This is a genomic window from Acaryochloris marina S15, from assembly GCF_018336915.1.
Lineage (GTDB): Bacteria > Cyanobacteriota > Cyanobacteriia > Thermosynechococcales > Thermosynechococcaceae > Acaryochloris > Acaryochloris marina_A.
The window spans coordinates 3,001,285-3,022,970 of the sequence record NZ_CP064923.1 but is presented as its reverse complement, the minus strand read 5'-3'; the positions used below and the strand labels follow the sequence as shown (position 1 = coordinate 3,022,970).

General features: G+C 45.2%; 16 protein-coding genes. 10 read left to right on the top strand and 6 right to left on the bottom strand.

Annotation, left to right across the window (positions count from 1 at the left end; all coding sequences use genetic code 11):
- Positions 1-13: 13 nt before the first annotated feature.
- Positions 14-1,738, top strand: a complete 1,725-nt coding sequence (locus I1H34_RS14000) for a mechanosensitive ion channel family protein (protein WP_212661708.1) — start codon at positions 14-16, stop codon at positions 1,736-1,738.
- Positions 1,739-2,590: 852 nt separating this feature from the next.
- Positions 2,591-3,643 (top strand): Fe(3+) ABC transporter substrate-binding protein, encoded by a 1,053-nt coding sequence (locus tag I1H34_RS13995; RefSeq protein WP_212661707.1) that lies wholly within the window; start codon positions 2,591-2,593, stop codon positions 3,641-3,643.
- A 19-nt stretch (positions 3,644-3,662) separates the two neighbouring features.
- On the opposite strand, the gene I1H34_RS13990 is transcribed toward I1H34_RS13995, so the two are convergent.
- The 3 genes from I1H34_RS13990 to I1H34_RS13980 form a co-directional block, all read right to left on the bottom strand.
- Positions 3,663-4,100: a secondary thiamine-phosphate synthase enzyme YjbQ gene (locus tag I1H34_RS13990; protein WP_212661706.1), complete on the bottom strand. Its 438-nt coding sequence runs from the start codon at positions 4,098-4,100 to the stop codon at positions 3,663-3,665.
- 130 nt (positions 4,101-4,230) lie between these two features.
- Positions 4,231-5,262, bottom strand: coding sequence for a diguanylate cyclase domain-containing protein (locus I1H34_RS13985; RefSeq protein ID WP_212661705.1), 1,032 nt, complete (start codon positions 5,260-5,262; stop codon positions 4,231-4,233).
- Positions 5,263-5,612: 350 nt separating this feature from the next.
- The gene (locus tag I1H34_RS13980; RefSeq protein WP_212661704.1) at positions 5,613-10,334 is read right to left on the bottom strand and encodes a GAF domain-containing hybrid sensor histidine kinase/response regulator; all 4,722 of its coding nucleotides are present in this window, start codon (positions 10,332-10,334) and stop codon (positions 5,613-5,615) included.
- A gap of 212 nt (positions 10,335-10,546) precedes the next feature.
- Between I1H34_RS13980 and typA the strand changes: the two genes are divergently transcribed.
- Together typA and I1H34_RS13970 are read left to right on the top strand one after the other, a co-directional pair.
- Positions 10,547-12,340 carry a translational GTPase TypA gene (gene typA / locus I1H34_RS13975; RefSeq protein WP_212661703.1) on the top strand — a complete coding sequence of 598 codons (1,794 nt, stop codon included), beginning with the start codon at positions 10,547-10,549 and terminating at the stop codon, positions 12,338-12,340.
- A 464-nt stretch (positions 12,341-12,804) separates the two neighbouring features.
- Positions 12,805-13,092 carry a hypothetical protein gene (locus I1H34_RS13970; RefSeq protein ID WP_212661702.1) on the top strand — a complete coding sequence of 96 codons (288 nt, stop codon included), beginning with the start codon at positions 12,805-12,807 and terminating at the stop codon, positions 13,090-13,092.
- 244 nt (positions 13,093-13,336) lie between these two features.
- On the opposite strand, the gene I1H34_RS13965 is transcribed toward I1H34_RS13970, so the two are convergent.
- Both I1H34_RS13965 and I1H34_RS13960 read right to left on the bottom strand, forming a co-directional pair.
- A complete protein-coding gene (locus tag I1H34_RS13965; protein WP_212661701.1) occupies positions 13,337-14,128 on the bottom strand; it encodes a RecB family exonuclease in 792 nt (263 codons plus the stop codon).
- Positions 14,129-14,217: 89 nt separating this feature from the next.
- A complete protein-coding gene (locus I1H34_RS13960) occupies positions 14,218-14,565 on the bottom strand; it encodes a hypothetical protein (RefSeq protein WP_212661700.1) in 348 nt (115 codons plus the stop codon).
- Positions 14,566-14,953: 388 nt separating this feature from the next.
- Between I1H34_RS13960 and I1H34_RS13955 the strand changes: the two genes are divergently transcribed.
- From I1H34_RS13955 to I1H34_RS13945, 3 genes are all read left to right on the top strand, one after another.
- Positions 14,954-15,496, top strand: a complete 543-nt coding sequence (locus I1H34_RS13955) for an SRPBCC family protein (RefSeq protein WP_212661699.1) — start codon at positions 14,954-14,956, stop codon at positions 15,494-15,496.
- A gap of 62 nt (positions 15,497-15,558) precedes the next feature.
- A complete protein-coding gene (locus I1H34_RS13950) occupies positions 15,559-16,782 on the top strand; it encodes a leucine-rich repeat domain-containing protein (RefSeq protein WP_212661698.1) in 1,224 nt (407 codons plus the stop codon).
- 3 nt (positions 16,783-16,785) lie between these two features.
- Positions 16,786-18,003 carry a DUF790 family protein gene (locus I1H34_RS13945; protein WP_212661697.1) on the top strand — a complete coding sequence of 406 codons (1,218 nt, stop codon included), beginning with the start codon at positions 16,786-16,788 and terminating at the stop codon, positions 18,001-18,003.
- 16 nt (positions 18,004-18,019) lie between these two features.
- On the opposite strand, the gene I1H34_RS13940 is transcribed toward I1H34_RS13945, so the two are convergent.
- Positions 18,020-18,526, bottom strand: a complete 507-nt coding sequence (locus I1H34_RS13940) for a PH domain-containing protein (RefSeq protein WP_212661696.1) — start codon at positions 18,524-18,526, stop codon at positions 18,020-18,022.
- A gap of 238 nt (positions 18,527-18,764) precedes the next feature.
- Here I1H34_RS13940 and I1H34_RS13935 point away from each other — a divergent pair, with 238 nt between their 5' ends.
- The 3 genes from I1H34_RS13935 to I1H34_RS13925 all read left to right on the top strand — a co-directional run bounded on the left by I1H34_RS13935 (position 18,765) and on the right by I1H34_RS13925 (position 21,271).
- Positions 18,765-19,067, top strand: a complete 303-nt coding sequence (locus I1H34_RS13935; protein WP_212661695.1) for an SH3 domain-containing protein — start codon at positions 18,765-18,767, stop codon at positions 19,065-19,067.
- Between the two features lie 433 nt (positions 19,068-19,500).
- The gene (locus I1H34_RS13930) at positions 19,501-20,262 is read left to right on the top strand and encodes a hypothetical protein (protein ID WP_212661694.1); all 762 of its coding nucleotides are present in this window, start codon (positions 19,501-19,503) and stop codon (positions 20,260-20,262) included.
- A 244-nt stretch (positions 20,263-20,506) separates the two neighbouring features.
- Positions 20,507-21,271: an SDR family oxidoreductase gene (locus I1H34_RS13925; protein WP_212661693.1), complete on the top strand. Its 765-nt coding sequence runs from the start codon at positions 20,507-20,509 to the stop codon at positions 21,269-21,271.
- The last annotated feature ends 415 nt before the right edge of the window (positions 21,272-21,686 follow it).

Genomic DNA, 21,686 nt, shown 5'->3' with positions numbered 1-21,686 from the left:
AGATACGGCTGCTATGATCATCAACCGATTCTTCGCCTGGGTAGCCCGAATTATTAGGGATTTTTCTTGTCGGCGCTTGTGGCGTTGGTGCTGTTTTGCCCTGATTACGGCAAGCTTAATTCTCTTAAGCCATCCCCATACGGATACCGTTGTGGCTCAAACCCTTGATTCCGAGAAGGTGGAAGTTGATGGTATTCCATTATTTGAATTGAGTTCGTCTAAAGCATTTCCGGCGGAAGACAGAGCTAGAAAGGTCAACCAAAGCTTGCAAAGTCTGGTGAGTAAATCAACCCAGGCAACGGTCATTGTGGATGTCTCTGATGATTTACCCGTGTTGAAAGTCGAAGTGGGTGCTAAACAGCCCTTGTATTTATTGACGGTGAATAGTCAGGATGCCAAGTGGTCTACTCCAGAAGTGACGGCCAGAACTTGGCAAAAGAAATTGCAGCAGGCGATTGATCGGGGGCAGGAGGAACGGGGAAATCCCTGGCGGCTAATCGCCATCGGCTCGCTGTGTTTGCTATTGGCACTCATCGCTCATTGGGGAATAGGGTGGTTTTGGCGTCAGAAGTTATTCACGCTTTTACCTCGGGCAACGGTTGATCCGACCACGGGAGATCAGCCCCAAAGTCTCAGATTTCTCCTCAAAGTCATTTTCTACTGTTTGCGGCTAGCGCTGTGGGTGGGCACGATTGGCTTTATCTGTGGTTTATTCCCCTGGACCCGCAATGGCATCTACTTAATCATCAACGCTCTAGTTCAAACCTTTTCCACTCCGTTTATTCCGGCCGGTGGGAAGTCTTACTCTGTTTTGGATGTTGCTCTGCTTCTAGTTCTACTGGCAGGGCTAATGAACCTAGCTAAAACCGTGCAGCATTTGTTGCGATCGCGGGTATTAGGTGCCACGGGATTGAATCGAGGTGCCCAAGAGGCTGTTGCTTTCGTTGCCAACTATGTCTTGCTGTTCATCGGGGCAATGGTGTTATTTCAGCTTTGGGGATTTGATCTGAGTTCCTTAACAGTATTTGCCAGTGTTCTCGGTGTGGGGATTGGCTTAGGATTGCAAGGGTTTGCCAAGAATTTTATTAGTGGTATGGTCCTGATTTTTGAGCAGCCCATTAAGGTTGGGGACTTTGTGAAGGTAGGAGATTATCAAGGCACGGTAGAGCGTATCAATGTTCGTAGTACAGAGATTCGTACCCTTGACCAAGTCTCCATCATTGTTCCTAATGCAGATTTTTTGGAATCTGAGGTAGTGAATTGGGATCATGGCTCCTCCATATCTCGTTTACAAATTCCTGTGGGAGTTGCCTATGGTACTAACCCAAAACAGGTACGAGAAGCCCTGATGGATGCAGTTGCTGATTATGGTTCAGTTCGCAAAGATCCGCCGCCCCGAGTATTTTTCACTGAGTTTGGGGATAATTCTCTGAACTTCTTGTTATTGATTTGGATTGATGAGCCCGAAAAGCAATTTGCAATTAAAAGCGATCTTAATTTTCGGATTGAGACTATTCTGCGCCATCGAGAGATTGAGATTCCTTTTCCACAACGGGATCTCCACCTACGATCCGGCAAGCTACCCCTAGATCTACCAGAAGAATTAGTAACTTCCTTTACCCAGCTCACCCAAAATTTAGAAGTCTGGTTACAAAAGCAGTCTGTAAATGGAATATCTTCAGAAATTCATGCTGCTGACAATACGAATTCAACTCATCAAGATGATGGGGCTAGCTAGTTTATTATGCTTAGATTAGAAAAAATTCTTCTCTTCTTGGTCCCCTAGTTAAGTTGATATTGACTAGGGGAAATCTCTCTGAATAACTTAGCCACCACAAACGGATCTAACCAGTTGATGTTCAGATGAATATTGAGGCTGAAAAGATGTTTCCCACCATGAACCTTGTTTTTTGATATGCCCTAAATGATCGAATAATTGGTAGTTTGTTGGCCGAATCATTGCAGTGGGACAATATACTCTGAAATCTGCTTGCAAAGCATCTCCATCAGAATATTGTAGAACAGCTCTAGCCATTTATAATCCGGGCTTTTCAAGAGGCTGAATGTTTGATGATTGAGCAGTTTGTGCTGTAACAGCTGTGGTTACAGAAGATGCAAGTATTGCTGTTAAGACTGCCAGTTTTTGATTCATTCTTAGAAGCAATTGAAATGATGAATAGTAATTAGATTTTTAATGTCATCTTACTTTTTTGGGAAGGTAGACTGGCCTCAGTATAAATACAGAATTTAGTTAAATTTTGACTAGAAGATAAATTTGGGCCAAACAAAATATATTTCTTTGCCTATATAAAATATTGTTTTCCAAGATTTATAAGATATTTACATTCGTTTGTCTTTCTGCATACTGAGTTTCTAATCTTTTTCCTACTATCAGAACAGAACAGTTCAGAAGATTCAGATGTATCGTCAGGATGGCCACATTGTGCCAAATTCATCGTCAGTTGCTGGAGATCGAGCCCCAATCGGGAAGTCCAGGTTTTGTCTGCTTGACAGAGGTGAGTCGACTCAGATAGCTTGAAGACTGGTCTAAGAATTAAGAATTGTTTTCATTAGTGCGTGAAAATTTAAGATGATCTTCAATCTCTCTAAAATCGCCCTGATCACTTCGGTGGGCTTTTTCTCTATTACCGTTTTGGGCGGATGTACCAACACTCAGACAGGCAGTGAAGAAAAAATTGTCAGGGTATATTCTGCACGGCATTATGATACTGATCAGGCCCTATATAAGGATTTCACAAAGCAAACGGGGATTGAAGTCAAGCTTTTAGAGAGTAAGGATAATGAGCTTTTAGAACGAATCAAAAATGAAGCCAGCAACCCCCAAGCGGATGTGTTGATTACCGTAGATGCAGGTCGATTATGGCGAGCAGAACAGGCCAACTTATTGCAAAGTATTTCTTCTAAGCAGCTGGATGACAAAATTCCAGAAAATCTCCGTCATCCAGATGGTCTTTGGTTTGGACTGACTAAGCGGGTGCGGATGTTGATATACAACAAAGCTAAGGTCAAGCCAGAAGAGCTTTCCACCTATGAAGCATTGGCAGAACCAGCTTGGGAAAAGAGAGTGTGCGTTCGAAGCTCCAACAATATTTATAACCAATCTCTTCTAGGATCATTTATTGAATCCAAAGGGGAAGCAGAAACAGAGCAATGGGCCAAAGATTTAGTCGCTAACTTTGCTCGTCCTCCCAAGGGTGGGGATGTTGATCAAATTAAGGCTGTGGCGGCAGGTCAATGTGATGTAGCTATTGTGAATCACTACTATGTAGCCCGTTTAGCCCAATCTGAGAATTCTAAGAATAGAGCCATTATTGAGAAGGTAGGGGTCTTTTTCCCTAACCAGGAAGATAGAGGGACCCATGTCAATATCAGTGGGGCAGGTGTAGTGGCTGATGCGCCCCATAAGGAACATGCGATCGCATTTATGGAATACCTCACTAGCCCTGAAGCCCAGAAAGTTTTTGCAGAAGCGAATAACGAATATCCGGCAGTGATCGGAGTGGATGTTTCACCAGCCTTGAAAGAGTATGGCGAGTTTAAATCCGATACCATCAACGTCAGCGCCTATGGACGAAATAATCCAGAAGCAACCAAAATAGCTGATCGCGCGGGATGGCAGTAACCCTATGCAGGGTTGCCGATTACTCTCCAGAAATTTGTAGAAATACAGTTCTTTGGCGAGGGCCATCTAGTTCAAACAACAGGACTGATTGATACGTCCCTAAAGCCAATTGGCCCGCGACAATAGGAACCACTTCACTGGAGGAGAGGGTAATGGCCATCAGGTGGGAATGAGCATTTTCAGGTTCATCTGATGGCACGTCCCTCAGGTGTAGATCGTTGTGCAGGTATCGTTGGTTGGTAGGTGCCAGTTTATGCAAATAGACCTTGATGTCTTCTAATAGTCGCTCTTCATACTCGTTGATGGCTAAGGCAGTAGTGGTATGGCGAGAACAGATTAAGACTTGGCCATTTTGAACTGAGCTAGTAGTAATAAACCCTTGAATTTGAGGGGATAGATTATAAATGCCAATCCCTTGATCGGTTTCAAGATCAAGAATCTCATGCACAATCACCATGCAACGATAAAAAGAAAGATCTCACCTAAGATACACCTTACTGAGCGCTGGGTTTAGGCTCAGTCTTAAGCATCGTTTAGCTAGCACCCAAAGTAACCATTGGCATTGAAATGCCAACAGGATGCTGAGCTTAACGGAGGCTTAGGGGGGAGGGCGAGCAGCTTAGAGAAGGAGGAGATTGTGAACAGTCATGGTGACAATAAGTATTTCTGCCTTCTTCCTTGGCCCGATATAGCGCTTTGTCTGTCAGCTCAATTAAGTCATCTAAGGACTGATCAGATTGAGGGATAACGGTTGCAATGCCCAAACTCAGCGTAATCTGGGGGCTAACACTGGACACCTCATGGGGGATATCGAGTTCTGAAACTTTATTGAGGATTCCCAGGGCAACTTGTTCTGCTCCTTGGGCATGGGTTGAGGGTAGAACAATCGCAAATTCTTCTCCACCATAGCGAGCTACCAGATCATCCGGGCGATGGACGGCCTGCTGGATGGCATGGGCGACTTGCCGTAAGCAGTCATCTCCAACTTGATGGCCATAGCGATCGTTAAACAGTTTGAAATAATCTACGTCGCATAAGATTAACGATAGGGGCTCATTATCTCGCTGGAGTCGTCGCCAAACTTGCTCCATATCTTGGTCAAAGCGATAGCGATTGGCCACTTGGGTTAAGCCATCAATATGGGCCAGACGATGTAAAGAGGCATTGGCCTTTGCGAGTTCAGCTTCAACCCGTTTACGCTCTTCGATTTCTCTCTGCAGATTTTGGGTCAGTTCTCGAATGCTCAAATGCACTTTCACTCTCGCCAGGACTTCTGCTTCCTGGAAAGGCTTGGTAATATAATCAACCGCTCCTAAGGATAACCCTTCAACTTTATTCGCTTGCTCACTGAGAGCCGACATAAAAATAACGGGAATATCTTGGGTACGAAGATCTGCTTTTAATTTTGTACAAGTTTCTAAGCCATCCATTCCCGGCATTTGGATGTCTAACAAAATTAAATCGGGTAAACCGTGAGCTAATTGCTTTAAGGCTGCATTTCCACTGGTGGCGACCCAAACTGTAAACCCCTGATCCCTTAGAGTCTGAGCCAAAATTGTCAGATTGGTTGGGACATCATCAACAATGAGAATATTTGAAGTTTTAGGGGAATCAGGCATCGCCTTTGTAAATAAGACTGGACTAGTGGAGGCTAATGGCACATCCAGATAAATTTATGTCAAAAACAGGATGGTTTGACTTTTCCATTGTGAAGGGTAATGGAACGAACAAAATCCGCAAGAATACTTAAATTTAGAGTTGATTGTCTAAATAAATATATTTCAATGTGTCTATTTTTAGGCTTTGGAAATCTTTTGCTACACCTGTTGAGTATTTCTAGCCTATCTCTGAGTTTTCATCCTCTAAGTGTTTCAGGGGGAAAGGAGTAGAATCTCTGGAGGCAAATTGACGAGAAACTCAATATGTATTCAACAAATACTCGACAAATATTTGGGAAGATTTAGTAGATTTAATTCAGCTTTTGATGTAAGTATTCTTGGATTTTAGTGATTTCAAAGTTTTCAGCCCAATCTATAATTTTCTGGCAGAAACCTTTGTATTGTGAATTAATTGCCTGAATATCAGATATTTCATCAGTAATTTCAAACACACTCCCTTTATTTGCCATAACCAAGAGTCTTTCCAACTCTACCCGAGGAGGACAGACTATATTGGGTTGCATTGAAGGAGGATGGAGGCTATTTGTTTGCAAATCACCCCTATGAGCCTTATCTGTAGTCACCCATTTTAGGTTTAAGTGATGCTGCAATTTCTGGATTAACTCACCCATCTGTAAGGGCTTAGCAATAAAGTCGTTGCAACCTGCGGCTAAACTACGGGATTGATCCGGCCCATAAGCACTGGCCGAAGACATGAGCACGGGAATATCCGTTGTCGAGGGATGTTGACGAATGGCTTGAGTCAAAGCACAACCATCCATATGAGGCATCATTAGATCAGAAATCACTAGGTCAGGTTGGTGATCAATGGCAACCTTGATTCCATCTTGACCGTTTATGGCAGTCATCGTCGTAAACCCTAAGTCATTCAGTAACTCAATCATTCCGGCACAAGTATCCAAATGATCGTCGACGATCAAGATGGTGCGGAGATGTCCACGGTAGCCCGTTATGTTTTCATAGGTCTCCAGAGCCAAAGCCAGTGCATCGGGTTGAACTACGGGGAGAGCGAGGGTAAAAGAAAAGATACTGCCTTCATTGGGTTGGCTAACAACTGATAATTTGCCCCCCATCATTGCAGTCAAGTTATGACTAATCGCTAACCCTAATCCTGTGCCTTGATGGTATCGATCAGGATGACCAACTTGTTCAAAGGGGAGAAATATTTTAGCGAGTTCCTGAGCGACAATGCCAATACCGGTGTCACTAACTTGAAAAACGATGGGTTGGATGTTTCCTCCAGGGGTAGAATCGTCTTCTTGATCGATTTGTGGGGGAGAAGCAGTGGCTAAGGTTACTTTGAAGCTAACACTCCCTTTGTCGGTAAATTTCACCGCATTGCCGAGGATATTGAGCAAAATTTGCCGTAATCGCTGTTGATCTGCATAAATGCCACCAGGTAGATTGGGGGCAAACTGCGTGATGAGTTCGATGCCTTTCTGTTGTGCCTTAATTTTGCAGAGTTCTGTAATACCGGTCAGAAACTCAGGAAAATGGAACGATTCAGGATGCAGCTCCATCCGTTGCGCTTCAATCTTTGATAGGTCTAGTAAATCTTCAATGAGGGTTAACAAATGCTGACCACATTGGCGCATCACCTGAATTCCCTTGTGGTCTTTGGGGCTGAGGGATGTCGACCGCTGTAAAATTTGGGCATAGCCCAGAATGCCATTCAAAGGAGTGCGCAGTTCATGGCTCATATTGGCTAGAAATTCACTTTTTGCTTGGTTAGCAGATTCAGCTTCCCGCTTGGCTACTAATAACTCGTGATTTTGCTCGGATAGCTTCTGGCTTTGCTGTTTTTCTTGCTCCAATAATTTGGCATGGGCTAATGCGATTCCCACTTGGTTGGCCAAGGCTTCGATGAGTTCAACTTCATCTGATGTCCATTGACGCAGCATGTCGTTCTGCTCTGGGATGGGTAGCTGCAAAAAGTCTTGACGTTTAAATTTCTGCTGACAATGCTGTAGCACAATGGCGCCGTTAGGTTGCCCTTGATAGGATGTGCGCACGGCAAGGATGGACTTGAGTTGAATAGAGCGACTATCTAGGGAAGGGTAAATGAGCGGATCCGTATAAACATTAGACGTCAACAGCGCTTTTTCTTGCGAGAGCATCTGCTGGACATGGGCCACGCCATGGACTGGTATGTTAATTCCCCACATGGAATCACAACCCGGTTGAAGATATTCAGCGACAATCGGAAATTCTTCTGCAGGCTCTGCTGTATAGCTATGAATATGGCAACGATTGACATTAAATACTTCACCGATCATTTGCACGGCAGTGGTGAAGATTTGCTGGGTATCAAGACTCTGACGGATATCAGCAGTGAGATTCCGTAACAGCATTTCTCGCTGAATCTGCCGTTCTAAGGCTAGGGCGGCTTGTTTGCGCTCCGTGATATCGCGTGAGACGGCACTGAAGCGGTCTTTTCCCTGGAACTGAAAGTAGGTGGATGTTATTTCTACCGGAATAATGTGACCCGATTTGGTTCTGTGAATCCCTTCAAAGGTGAGGGATTGATTGTCCCTAATGTCTTTTAATAGCAACTCAAGCTTCTGAGGGGGTATCCAAGGGGCAATATCTCCAAACCACTTTGTTAAAATTTCGGTTCGAGAATACTCTAACTGTTGACAGGCTCGATCGTTGGCATAGAGGAATTTCCCGCTTGAGTCCAGGAGGTAAATGCTATCTTTGGCTTTATCAAGGCTATATTTTGAAAGTTCCAGTTCTTGTTCTGCTTGTTGCCGCTCTTTGATCTCTTGCTGTAGCTGGCGGTAATTTTGGATCAATTGCTGGCGCTGGTGCTTTTCTCGTTCCAGTAAGTGGGATTGGGCAAGAGCGATGCCCACCTGACTGGCGACCGTTTCGAGCAGGCTGATTTCTTCGGGGGTCCAAGCACGAGTGCGATCGCATTGGCTCAGGACAATCACGCCATTGGCTTCATCCAAGTAAGAGGTTCGAATTGACAGAATAGAGAGAAGTCCTGCTTGGGTAAGGAGGGGACGCAACTCATTTAAAGTGGTATCAGTGTCCACATGGGTAGACGGAATGGCCTGATCGAGGGACAACAGTTGTTGCATGTAAGGCGTATTGAGGACGGGAATATCCTGACCGATCAGGGATGGCATATCCGTGGCCATATATTCTGCGACTACTTGCAATCGGGGAGTGGGATGGTGGGTATAGGTGTGGATATGACAGCGACTCACCTTGAAAATCTGGCCAATATGATGAACAGCGGTGTCAAGTATCTTTGAAGCATCTAGGCTCTGACGGATATCTCGTGTGATTTGGCTGAGGAGATTGGCGTTGTAGAGCTGTTGTTCCAGGGCTTGCTGAGCTTGCTGACGTTCAATTTCTGATGCTGCCCGGGCAGCAAAAATCTGCAAGATCATTTCATATTGGGATACGTCTTTGAGTGGAGCAGTATCCAAAACTGCGATATGCCCCAAAGTCTGACCTGAAATATTCAAAATGGGAATGCCATAATAGCTTTCTGCATCCAGGGTCACTAGATCGGCGTCATTGGGAAAATATTGCTGAACGGAGTCTTTATAGATGCAGGCTTTTCCGGCAAGCACTTCTCTGCAGGGTGTTTCTTCTAAGGGATATTCGAAATTCTCGCCAAAGGAATCCCCCTGCCAGAAGGCCAGAGTGTGGACGCGATCTTGGGCTATACCGACTAACTCTGTAATCATGGCATAGCGTACATTTAAGGTGTCGGCTAAGGCCCGTGTGCAGGTGCGAAAGAAGGCTTCACCTACCTTTGTGGCAGTCCCTTCTAAAATCAGTTGTAAGGCTTCTTTGGATTGTTCACGTTCAGTGATGTCTTCATACAGTCCCAAGATGCCAACGACTGCTTGTTCACTGTTGAGGAGGGGAAGTTTGCTAGTTTCTAGCCAAATTTGATGACCATCTGCTTGGATTTGGGTCTCGATGATTCGATCTTCTGGCTCATTTCTGTTCATGATTTTGCGATCGCACTGTCGATACCAATCCGCCTCTTCCTGGGACCAGGGCAAATCATAGTCCGTTAATCCCACAATCTGGTGGGGGGCCGATAGTCCAGCATCTGCAGCAAAGGCGAGGTTGCACCCCAGATAGGTGGACTGTCGATCTTTCCAAAAGATGGCTTGAGGAATCGTATCCAAAATTAATTGCAACAAACGTTGAGATGCGTGGAGATCCGTTTGGGTTTGTTGGAGCTGTTCAAAAGTGCGTTGTTGTTCTTGTCGTAAGAGTTGATTAAGGGCAATTTCTGCTCGTTTACGATCGCTAATATTGCTTTCATTGACGAGAATTGCCAGCTCTCCTGTGCGGGGATTTTGCGTACCGCGCACGTCAATTCCATGCCATTCCATGCCCTGCAGGGTTTGGACCTGGACTTCAACACTGAAAACATCCCCAGCTTTAACCGCAACCATGGCTAGATTAGCGAGGCCGGGATCTTTAAACCGACGCGCAAACGTCGGCTCTGATTCCTGACGGACTTCATCTCCATAGCATTGCAAGGCCGCAGGATTTTGGAGAATGGCTTGCCCCTCTAGATCATAGAGGGAGATCATGACCGTGGTATGGCGCAGGGCTTCTAAAGAACAGAGACTATCGACATCCACCTGTTCTAAAGCGTCGGAGATGCCTTCGGATAACATTGCCAGTCGGCCCGATTCAATGGCAATGCCTGAAAAAATGCAGCGAACGGAAACCGCAGCGCCACCTTTGGGATAAAAAGTCCATTGCTCTGTGATGGACTCTCCCTGTTGAAACTTATCAAGATAGGACTGTAATCGAATCTCGGTTGCTTCTGAATAATCACTCCAATCTCGATTGAGTAGTTCCTCTAAACTATCGGCATTCCATAACCCAAGTGCTGCCGTATTGGCCCACCACATCCGCATCTGCTCAATATCAAAGATCCAGACAGGAGTCGTCAGCCGATTAAACAAGGTCAGCTCGGCAGGGGTAACGCCTGTAGTTGTCGAAGGATTCACGTAACGACTAGCCATCACTCACTGACCCTAGACTGCCCATTTCTACCCCCTTCATAGCCTTTTTTATATCCTTTCAGCAGGGTGACTTGATCATCACTGCACTGATTTGGGCAGAATCAGTCTAAAATTGTTAAATAAAATTAATATTTTTGCAAGTCTGGCCGAAAGTATTCTTTCAGATTTGCAAAATCCATGTTGATCCAACATCTGTATCTTTGGAACCTAGTATGACGCTCCTTCCCATTCGTAACGTCGCCATTATTGCCCACGTTGATCACGGCAAAACGACCCTTGTCGATGCCCTACTGAAGCAAGCCGGCACCTTTCGTGAAGGAGAGGACGTTCCTGATTGCGTAATGGATTCTAACGATCTAGAGCGGGAACGAGGTATTACCATTCTGTCCAAAAATACAGCGGTTACCTACAAAGAGACCCTGATTAATATTGTGGATACCCCAGGTCACGCCGACTTTGGCGGGGAAGTTGAACGGGTGTTGGGAATGGTGGATGGCTGTCTGCTAATTGTAGATGCCAACGAAGGCCCCATGCCCCAAACGCGGTTTGTGTTGAAAAAAGCCCTGGAAAAAGGCTTACGACCGATTGTGTTGGTGAATAAGATTGACCGCCCCCAAGCCGACCCTCATGGATCAGTAGACAAAGTCTTGGATCTATTTATTGAACTGGGTGCGGATGATGATCAGTGCGATTTCCCTTATCTGTTTGCATCTGGCTTGGATGGTTATGCCAAGGAAGATTTAGATGCGCCAGGGGAGGATATGAAACCCCTGTTTGAGTCTTTCCTACACCATGTTCCACCCCCAGTAGGAGATCCTGAGAAGCCTTTGCAACTGCAGGTAACCACCCTGGACTATTCCGATTATTTAGGCCGAATTGTGATTGGCAAAATTCACAATGGCACGATTAATATGGGGCAGCAAGCTGCTTTGATCAATGAACATGGCGAGATGGTCAAAGCTAAAGTCAGCAAATTGATGGGCTTTGAAGGTTTACGGAGAGTTGAGTTAGCAACTGCTTCTGCGGGTAACTTGGTTGCGGTCTCAGGTTTTGCCAACGCCAATATCGGTGAAACCATTACCTGTCCCAACGAACCCCAGCCGCTTCCCCTCATTAAGGTGGATGAACCTACCCTGCAAATGACCTTCTGCGTCAACGACTCTCCCTTTGCTGGCTTGGAAGGAGATTTCGTAACCTCAAGACAAATTCGTGATCGCTTGATGCGCGAGCTGGAAACCAACGTAGCGTTGCGAGTAGAAGAAACAGACTCCCCAGATCGGTTTGCTGTTTCCGGTCGAGGTGAGTTGCACTTAGGTATCTTGATTGAAACCATGCGCCGAGAAGGCTATGAGTTTCAAGTGTCCCAGCCCCAGGTGATTTATCGAGAAGTGAATGGTCAGCCCTGTGAACCCTATGAGTATCTAGTGCTAGACGTTCCTGAAGAGGCCGTGGGTGGCTGTATCGAACGCTTGGGACAACGCCGTGGTGAAATGCAGGATATGCAGGTTAGCAGTGGCCGCACCCAACTCGAATTTGTGATTCCAGCCCGTGGCTTAATCGGGTTTAGAGGCGAGTTTATGCGCCTCACTCGCGGAGATGGCATTATGAACCACAGCTTCTTGGAGTACCGAGAAATGGCTGGAGATATTTCATCTCGACGGAATGGTGTGATTATTGCCTTTGAGGAAGGAACCGCTACCTTCTATGCCCTTAAAAATGCTGAAGATCGTGGATCTTTCTTTATTGAGCCAGGTGTCAAAGTCTACAAGGGCATGATTGTGGGTGAGCATAACCGTCCCCAGAATCTGGACCTCAATGTTAGCAAAACTAAGCACCTCACCAACCACCGCAGTTCTACGGGCGATGAATTAGTGCAGTTGCAGGCTCCTGTCGATATGAGTTTAGAGCGGGCACTAGAATATATCGGTCCTGATGAACTGGTAGAAGTGACTCCTAAGTCTGTGCGTTTACGGAAACTAGAGAAGAAAAAGCTCGCCAAGCGCTAATTCCGGTGTGGTGTAGCCATGGCCAGTAATCACGGTAAGGAAACATTTGGTTGAGGTTATGGGGTTTACCCCATAACCTTCTTATGGACGCGGTATGGGAACTATTCGCTGATTCTCCTGGCGTCCTGAAAGCGCCGCTGGTTTAACTTAGGGTAAAGACCCATCATTTTGATCCTTCCGCGGGGGCGATTGAGAATAAATTCAGGTTGGGAGAATATCAAGCAACTGGGGAATTCTTAAAGGATTGAGGCTACAGTGTAGAGGTCGCCTGGTGGAAACAGACGGATAAATATATCAATTTTGACATTAATGAACTGGACGACCTCGGTTAAATTCTGCTTTTTATGATTGGCCGATTTTGAATAAATCTGGACTAATCACAACCGATTACTACACAAGTCCCAAGACGCTCTTATCAGGTTTTTACCGCCCTTCATTACCCGCTCAAGGGTTTGTAACTCCTAATGAACAACAAACCTAGACCTCTAACCTTCGCAGAACGAGCTGAACAACATCAATTGACGAGTGTCTTGCAGCAGTGTTTGCAACAAGCTGTTGAGCTAAAGAATCCCATCCCTGCACTGCATGACTCCTTGCAACTCATTGAGGACTTAGAGATATTTCAAGACTTCGATTGGAAAATTATCGAAGACGCTCTAGAAAATGTGCAACAACATCGACACACCACTCAAGGTGCGGCATCCATAGCTGCTCTAGAGATAACAGGTCTCTCAATATTGCAACGTCTTTAGTCCACGACTATTAACCCTGCCAATAACTTCCGAGCTGAAAAACCTAGTTTGCATCAGGATTACTCTTCATCCTGGATGTTTTCCGATCTGGTAAAGGGAAAAGCTTGGACGTTTGGTACTGAGTTAATTTTGGTCAATAATATTTCAGATGATCAAAAAAAGCTTTCAACCAGAATTAGCGAGATCTCGGGTGAGATTATGGTCTGCTCTCAATGCTTTACTGCAGGGGAATGAAAAAAACTATTCAAAGGAATGGCAGAGCTAATTGGACCTTTTGCGGAGGTTTTGCGGTTTGTGGGAGAGGTTCAGGGTTAGGCGTTTGGGCACTGCAATATTGTCGATACCCGCAGCGATCGCACTGTGATCCTTCCTGAGGATGCCAGTCTTGATCAGACCTGAGTTTCAAAGCTAAGTCCCCAATCAAATCTTTGATTTGCTCTAAATGATCGGGAGTCACCTCATAAGAAATGCATTGATTACTGCGTAAATAAATCAAACTCAGTCGTTTAAGAGCATGGTGATACGTTTGCTCCAATGCCAAATAATAAAGCCCCAACTGCACATCAATGGCTTCTGGGGGCTTTACGGTTTTACTGGTTTTGTAGTCGATCAGTTCTAGGCCATCGTCTAGCCAATCTAATCGGTCATAGCGACCGGACAAGGCAAACTCAATATTACTAACTTGAAAAGAGGCTTGAATCTTGCCCTCAATGCCCACTGGTTTTCGCAGCATGGGTTGAGGGGCCACATATTGGTGATAGTAGGTCTCTAGGGCTTGCCAGCCTTCATGAATTTGAGACTCCTTTAGCTCACTAATATGCTGTTGCCAACAATCAGCAAACCATTGCAAGGGCGGAAGAGGGTCGGCATAGGACCAGTCCTGGTAGATCTGGGCCAAAGCTCGATGGATTGCCTTACCGAAGGTGGGTGAACCGAAGGCAGAGGGGACCGTTAACCGTCGCTCATGCTTGAAATAGTAGGCTTGAGGACATTGACGATAGGTCTGAAGCTTGGTTGCTGAAAGTGGGTAGGCCATGACCCCGATACCCGCTAAATAGTTTATTTGTACTTATATTTTAGCGGCAATTGAGAATCATGACTGTCAGGCGTTAACCCTCAATGTAGTTATGCTTTGCAGCCTACGAAGTAAGGAGAGAGGGAAGTGGGCAATCCAGTAGCTTTATCTTTGGAAAAGCTGAACTGGGACTTAATGAGCAGACTAATGGCTTCGTTCTCGTTGAGTTGGCTTTGCATATTGCTCATGGAGCAGCTGCACATCTGCTTGGCTTGGGCAGGAGTGTAACCTTTGCCCGTCACTTTCTCGACGCAACCAGAGTTATAGCGTTGAACCAAGATGGGGTCGTAAGTGTGCTTTTGACCGGCCAGGGAAATTTGGGGGAAGGCGGCAACCACTAATCCAGCGACGCTTGTAGTGGCGAGCAAACCGGCAATCATTTTAATTTGGCGAGTCATAGGAGTCTCCTTCAATGCAGGGGGGTAAAGAATTAGTGTTTGCTTAGGCTTTGTGTCGTGGCCTCGACCAGATTGTTCCTGGGCTGTGGCTCACTGAAATTAAGAATATAATTTACGCTAGATGAAAAATATGATGTGCGTCACAAGAGAAGGTGTTGTTTATCACTCCTTATGTAGTCAAGCAATCATCTATCCCTAGCAGGTTATAGCTCACTTTCATACCCAAAGTGAGGTTCTAAACTAAATCATGCCCTTCTATATTATTCCTGCGTATGAATTGTAACGATTAGTAATCTTGAGGGCTTAAAACAATGTTCAATCTTGATTCGAATTCTGTATTCTCTTTTTACACTGAAAGCGAATAGACAATCTAGGAGATCCCTCGGTTATGGCTATCTTCAGAAATGTGATTGGTGGACTGATAGGGCTGTTTTTACTGGTGGTGATAGGAGGCTTGATCCTTCCTAGCGAAGTGCATGTTGAACGAAATATCTTAATCAATGCGTCTCCAGCTGCCATTTTCCCCATTGTCAGTGATTTATCAGAGTGGTCTGCTTGGTCCCCCTGGGCAAAAATGGATCCCGATATGGCTTTAACGATTGAGGGAAATGGTGTAGGGCAGACGATGCACTGGCAAAGTGAGGATCCGATGGTGGGGACGGGTACTCAAGAAGTTACAGCTATGACTGAGCCCAGCTATATCCAGACCCATCTAGATTTTGGACCACAGGGAACTGCGGATGCAGCGTTACAATTGACGCCTCAGGACAATGGTACGCTGGTTGCCTGGTCCCTAGATACAGATATGAGTGCGGGGGTGCCTCCTTTAATGAAGCCTGTTAGTTCCTACCTTCGGTTTGTTCTGGATAGTGCTGTGGGGCAAGATTATGAAGCGGGGTTAGGGAATCTCAAAGCATTAATAGAGCAATAGCCTATTGATGATTCTTGAGAGGCAGTGTTTTTTCCGGTTAAAGGGCTTAGATATCAGAAGTAATGGAAAAAAATTCGGCCTATCGAGAAGCCGAGAGGCTGATAGATATTGCTCGTCTTGAAGGAGCAACGGAGCTAGATTTAAGTGATATTGGGTTGAGTGAGTTACCAGAGTCGATTGGTTCCCTCTCTCAGTTGAAATCTCTTTACCTATCTGAAAATGAACTGATGCGACTGCCCAAATCCTTGGGGCGATTAACTCAGCTCCAAGGGTTGGACTTAGCCCGTAACCATCTGCCTATCCTAACGGAGGTTCTGGGGGATTTAACCCAGTTGAGATCGCTGGATCTCACGGGAAATGCCCTTGTGGAACTCCCGGAATTTATAGGTGCATTATCACAGTTGCGATCGCTAAATCTAACATCCAATCAACTGGTTCATTTGCCCTCTTCCATCGGGAAGCTGGAAACCCTCAAAGAATTGCAGCTTTCCTACAATCCCATTGCCCAGTGGCCAGAGGAGTTGGGATTGTTGACGGGGTTACGATCTCTTGAAGTTGCCAGTACCGGACTCCATGAAATCCCGACTATCTGGAAATCTCTTCAGGGATTGGCATCTCTGAACCTTGCTTTTAATCATCTGGAGACTCTCCCGGCATGGTTGGGGACATTGGCGGAATTGCGTTCCTTGGACCTGTCTTTTAACCAGTTGACTGAATTACCCACAGCCTTGGGCTCAATTCATCAACTTACAAGTTTGGATATTCAATCTAATCAACTTCAATCTTTGCCACCGCAAATTTGCAGTTTAGTGAATTTGACCTCATTGTTGGCCTATAACAATCAGCTCACCCATCTTCCCGAATCCTTTGGTCACTTAGTGGCCTTGGCTAGTTTGGGCATTGCTGGCAATAGCATTCGTCAGCTGCCAGAATCTATCGGTAAACTCCACAATCTTAAGCAGCTAATTTTCAATCTAGACCCAGACCAACCCGTTCCTTTGCAAGCGTTTCCATCGGAACTACGGGGTTGCCGCTTATTGGAACAACTGACGTTTGTAGCTTGTGAGTTAAGGGCATTACCCCATTGGATAGGGGAACTGACTCAGTTAAAGAGTCTGAATGTGAGCCACAACAATTTGACGGATCTCCCCCCTTCTTTAGGGAAGCTAGACCATCTCAAAACCCTTGATCTATCCAATAATCCCCTTAGATCTGAGCTAGATGTGCAGTGGGAGCGAGGGGCTAGGGCAGTTAAAGACTATTTGCGAAAAAGTGTTGAGGGTTAGGACATGTTGCCTTCTGACTTACTGATGCATCACTATCAGGGTGAAGCGATTATTCCAAAACGGCTGGCGGTGAATGCGGGGAATGTTGCGATCGCAACAGAAGCCATCGATTGTTTTAACGCGGCCTGCAATCAAACCCGAGGCGAACTCAGTCAGCAGTTACTAGATCTTGAAGGAGATGGAACAGACTATCGGGTGAAGCGGGGACTGGCCCATCTTTTATCCAGTGGCTTTTCCACCTTTGAAGTCATTAGTCCCCTCGATCCACCCATGTTGCGGCAGCGAGTCTTTTCTCTGTCTGCCCAGTCAGTGCCAAGTCCTCAAGCGACAACCCAGACTCTAGAACGACTAGCCGTTAACTTGAGCCAAGAGCTAGAGCGAGACGTTAGTGCGATTCAAATCCAAGAAGGGCTTTATGCCGATCGACCAGACAATCAAATCTTGACTGCCTTTGATGCCCCTACCCCTGAAGCGTTGCTACACCGCTATAACTTATCTCAGGTTCAAGGCGTTTTTTACAAAGCAACTCAAATTATCATCAATGCCCATCGGAATGACCCCGGAGAGTATAAGCTTCTATTTCGCTATCTGAAGCTGTTTTGTCTAATGGCCTATATCGAGGGCGATGCTGATCAAGGATTTACCCTCAAAATTGATGGGCCTGCCAGTGTATTTAGTGCTAGCACCCGCTATGGCTTAGCTTTAGCAAAGTTGCTGCCAGCATTACTGCATGTGACGAAGTGGAGCCTGTCTGCAACCTTAACCAGCAAAGACACCTATTCCAAACAACAACGAACCAGTCGATTTGCCCTTGATTCTGAATGTGGTTTGGTCAGTCACTATCCACCGGGTAAGCCCTATGACAGTATGCTGGAAGCCAGCTTTGCCGAACGATGGCAGAAGACTAAAACGGAGTGGAAGCTAGAGCGAGAAATTGATCTGATTCCGATTCCGGGAAGCGTCATGATTCCAGACTTCCGCCTAGTTCACCCGGATGGTCGGACATTTCTACTAGAGATAGTGGGGTATTGGCGGCCCGAGTATTTAAAAAAGAAATTCTCTCAGGTGCAACAGGCTGATCGATCAGACTTGATTTTAGCGATTTCTGAACGACTCAACCTAGATAAAGCAGGCGTCAATTTCAGCAATACCCCAGCTCGATTGGTGTGGTTCAAAGATAAGCTTGCACCTAAAGCTGTGTTGCAAGTCTTGGCGGATTAGAATTTTAAAACCATCTTTAAGTCATGCCCTTTATTGCCTTGACCTGATTGACGAATGCTTGAGGTTTGTCAGGCGTAATAACAATCACCTTTTGATCGAACTTGAGGACAACGCATCGCCGCATATCGGTGGCCAAAGCTCGATAGGCCCCTAAGCGTTTATTGCGAAAGGAACCTGAGAAACTGAACAAACCTCCGTTCCCCATTGTTTTGAAAGAGCCTTCCATGGCATTAGAATCGGCTTCAATCGTCTGTAGCCCTTGTAATGGTATTTCCGTATTCCAGACTAAGCGCTTCACAAGCAGAGCATCAGGCGTAAGGACATAGCCTCGAACTGTAAACAAAGCCGTAATTAACAAGATGCCGAGAGGGATAACTACCATACTGAGGATCCAAATCCAGTTGCTTTTGGGTCCCGTGAGTAGACCAATAACAGCTATGCCGATCAGCAGCAGTGTTATTCCTCCAGAGATGGCTTTTAACGAAACTCCCCAAGGTGCAGGATAGCTGGTTGCGGCAAGCATCTTTATAACCTCTACCTAGAAAAAATTGTTTACCTGAAATGGTTTAGTACCTAAAATATGGATATTAAAGGCAAATCACACCTTAAAAACATTTATCTACGAAAAAATAATAAATATTTGCTACTTAGATACTATATGTTCTGATTATAGCTAAGTTACGCATTCTCACTGACGACGACTTTATTTCTCAGGATTAAATTAGAAGAACGTGGACACATGCAGACTTTTTCTAAAGTAGATGAAACTTACCCGATCACTTCTCTCTTTTGCTTCAATTTCTTTCTTGTCAATCCTAGCTGCCGTTCCAGCACTTGCTGCACCTGCCTACCTAGTAGGGGCTCAGCCAGGAAGTCGAGTGAATGTGCGTTCTGGCCCAAGCACCTCATCCTACTCCCCTCATTATGGATTGGTAGGCGATCGCGTACAGGTGATTGAATCTACAACGGGCAACGATGGTTATTACTGGTACCACGTTGAATTCGCTTCTGGTGCCCGAGGATGGATTCGGGGTGATTTTATTCAAGTACAACAACCTCGTTAATTCTAAGTCTTTTGTGAGCAAAGATTTATTTTTGGTGGTCAAGCCGACAACGAATGATTTTTGCTAATTGATTAATGATTAAAAGACAAATTAAATAGGATACAACCCTAGGAACTTAATCATCAGCTAAGGTATTTATGTTTTGTTGAGTTCAAACTCATAAGATTCTAAATGGTGATGATTAACTGTTTCTAGGAGTATCAGGAAATGGCCTTCTAAGAATAGTTCTAAAAAATTTGCTCAACCTAGTATCTCTGTTGTTCTGTGGATAGAGATCAGGTGACTATTTCATGCTTGGTTTTGGAGAATTCGGGTTTCGAATTTCTCGCAAAAATCTATTGGTTTATTGAGCTTGAAATATTGAATTATTGATGAAAAATCTCTCTTTTTAGCCTCTGTCTACTGTAGCTGAATATATAATAATTTTTATCTGATGCCTAACTATAAACTACCCCTAAAAAGCCTACTATTTTCTTCTGCTCTGTTTGTCGCGCCTCAAGTTGCCCATGCGGCTCCCACAGGCACATGGCTCTCACAACCTCAAATTCGATACCATGTCTCTTCCAATACGTTGACTGAGGCAATGGCCAAGATTAAACAGCAAAAGTATAAGGTTGTTTTTCTGGATTATCGGAATGTCTCAGATGACGTTCAACAAAAGGTCAGTCAAGCTGCTCGGGACAACCAACTGAAGCCCGTGGTGTGGATTCAGTCGCCACAGTTGCGATCCCTAACGGTATCACAACTGATCAATGAGGCAAAGCATACGGATGGTCTTCAAGTAGATGATCACTACTTCAAGCACTATTCCGCAAAAGATTTTGTTGAGCTTCGATCGGCTTATACCAAGCCAATTTACTGTAGTATTCAGCCTTTTCAAGCTAAACAGTTACCTGCCCGGGGCTGTAATCAAGTTGATGTGCAATGTTATACCCCAAGTACCCTCCGACGATGTATGGGATTGGCAGATCGACTAAATGCGGTTACTAGTTTGGCTTCTAAGAGAACCTTGAAATATAAGCAAAAACTTGGCAATCGAAAGTTCAATGTTTTTCTTTGGCCTAATAGTAATGACTTTCATAAGAAAGCCCGTCAAGTGAAACCTCGAAATAATATGAATAATGTAGTAGAGGTAACTTCCCTAATGCTCAGTGAAGCGGCCATTTCGACGGTAATTCCGACTGAGTTTAGATAACTCTTTCCAGAGGTCTGCTGAAGTTAAATCAGGCTTGAACCTTGGCTGAATTTTTTGAATCTGCTTTCATATATGCTTCTATTTCTCTCCTAGGCCATTGATGGCCTAGGGATCCATCACCACTGATCAGAAATAATTTATAGATTCGCCCTGGGATTCGCCCTTAGCGAATCTGCTGATCAGCTTCTGATAAAGTCAAGGAGAGACAAGTTGGTCACTCTTAAATAGACAGAGTTCAGAAGCTATGGCGACTAAAAAAGTATTGGTAACTGGGGCAACGGGACAAACCGGCTCGATTGTGGTGCACAAACTCCGCGAACGTGCCGATGAATTCGACGTGGTTGGCTTGGTCCGTTCTGAAGTGAAAGCGCAGAAAAAGCTGGGCTCTTTGGACGGTGTGGTGGTAGGAGATATTACTGATCGGGCCAGTATTGATTCTGCGATCGCAGATTGTGATGCCTTGGTAATCTTATCTAGTGCTGCACCCGTGATGAAAGGTCCGCCCCAGCCCGGACAAAGGCCCGAATTTGAATTTCCGCAAGGGGGCTACCCTGAAGACGTTGACTATAACGGCCATAAAAACGTGATTGATGCGGCGGTAGCTGCAGGCGTGAAACATATCGTCATTGTGGGTTCGATGGGGGGGACGGATGAAAATCACTATCTCAACACCCTGGGTAATGGCAATATCCTGATTTGGAAGCGACGGACTGAACAATATCTGATTGATTCAGGCATCACTTACACCATTGTTCGAGCCGGTGGACTCATTGATGAGCGGGGAAGCCACCGCGAAATTATTGTCGGTAAAGACGATTCATTCTTTATCCCAGATTGCAATATGCCCCATAAGCTTCCCCGAGCAGATGTAGCTGAAGTGGTGGTTAAGGCTTTGCTAGAGCCCAACGCCCAGAATAAAGCCTTTGATGTCGTCACCCGAGAGGAAGGTGAAGCACCCCCCACCTCAGATTTTGCAGCTCTTTTTGCCCAAACCACACCGGGTTTATAGGCTGAAATTTCTCTAGCTTGTATCTCCACCTAAGATGCACCTTGGGTGGAGAGCTTTTTTGGATCTTGCGTACTGATTGAGTTGGGTCGATTTGTGGAGTCAAGTTCCCGGCTTTCCAGGTAGAAGGTAGATGATCTGTGCTGTACCCATTAGGAAAGCCTCTATTCTTAAGCAAACAAGCTTGAAATACTTCTATGCAAGGACCTTGGGGAGCTTTGATGCCATAGAAATGCTACTCTAGCACCCAAAGACTTGAACCCGTTCTAGGAGATTATTCATGGCATATTGTCTTGATTTTGGTTTAAAGAATTTTCTTGTCCTTTTATCTTCTACAAACGTTGGTTTGGGACACTTTAATCCTTTTGATTTTGTATTGATACTATCGTTGCTGGGGTTATTGGGGTTTCTAGTCGTC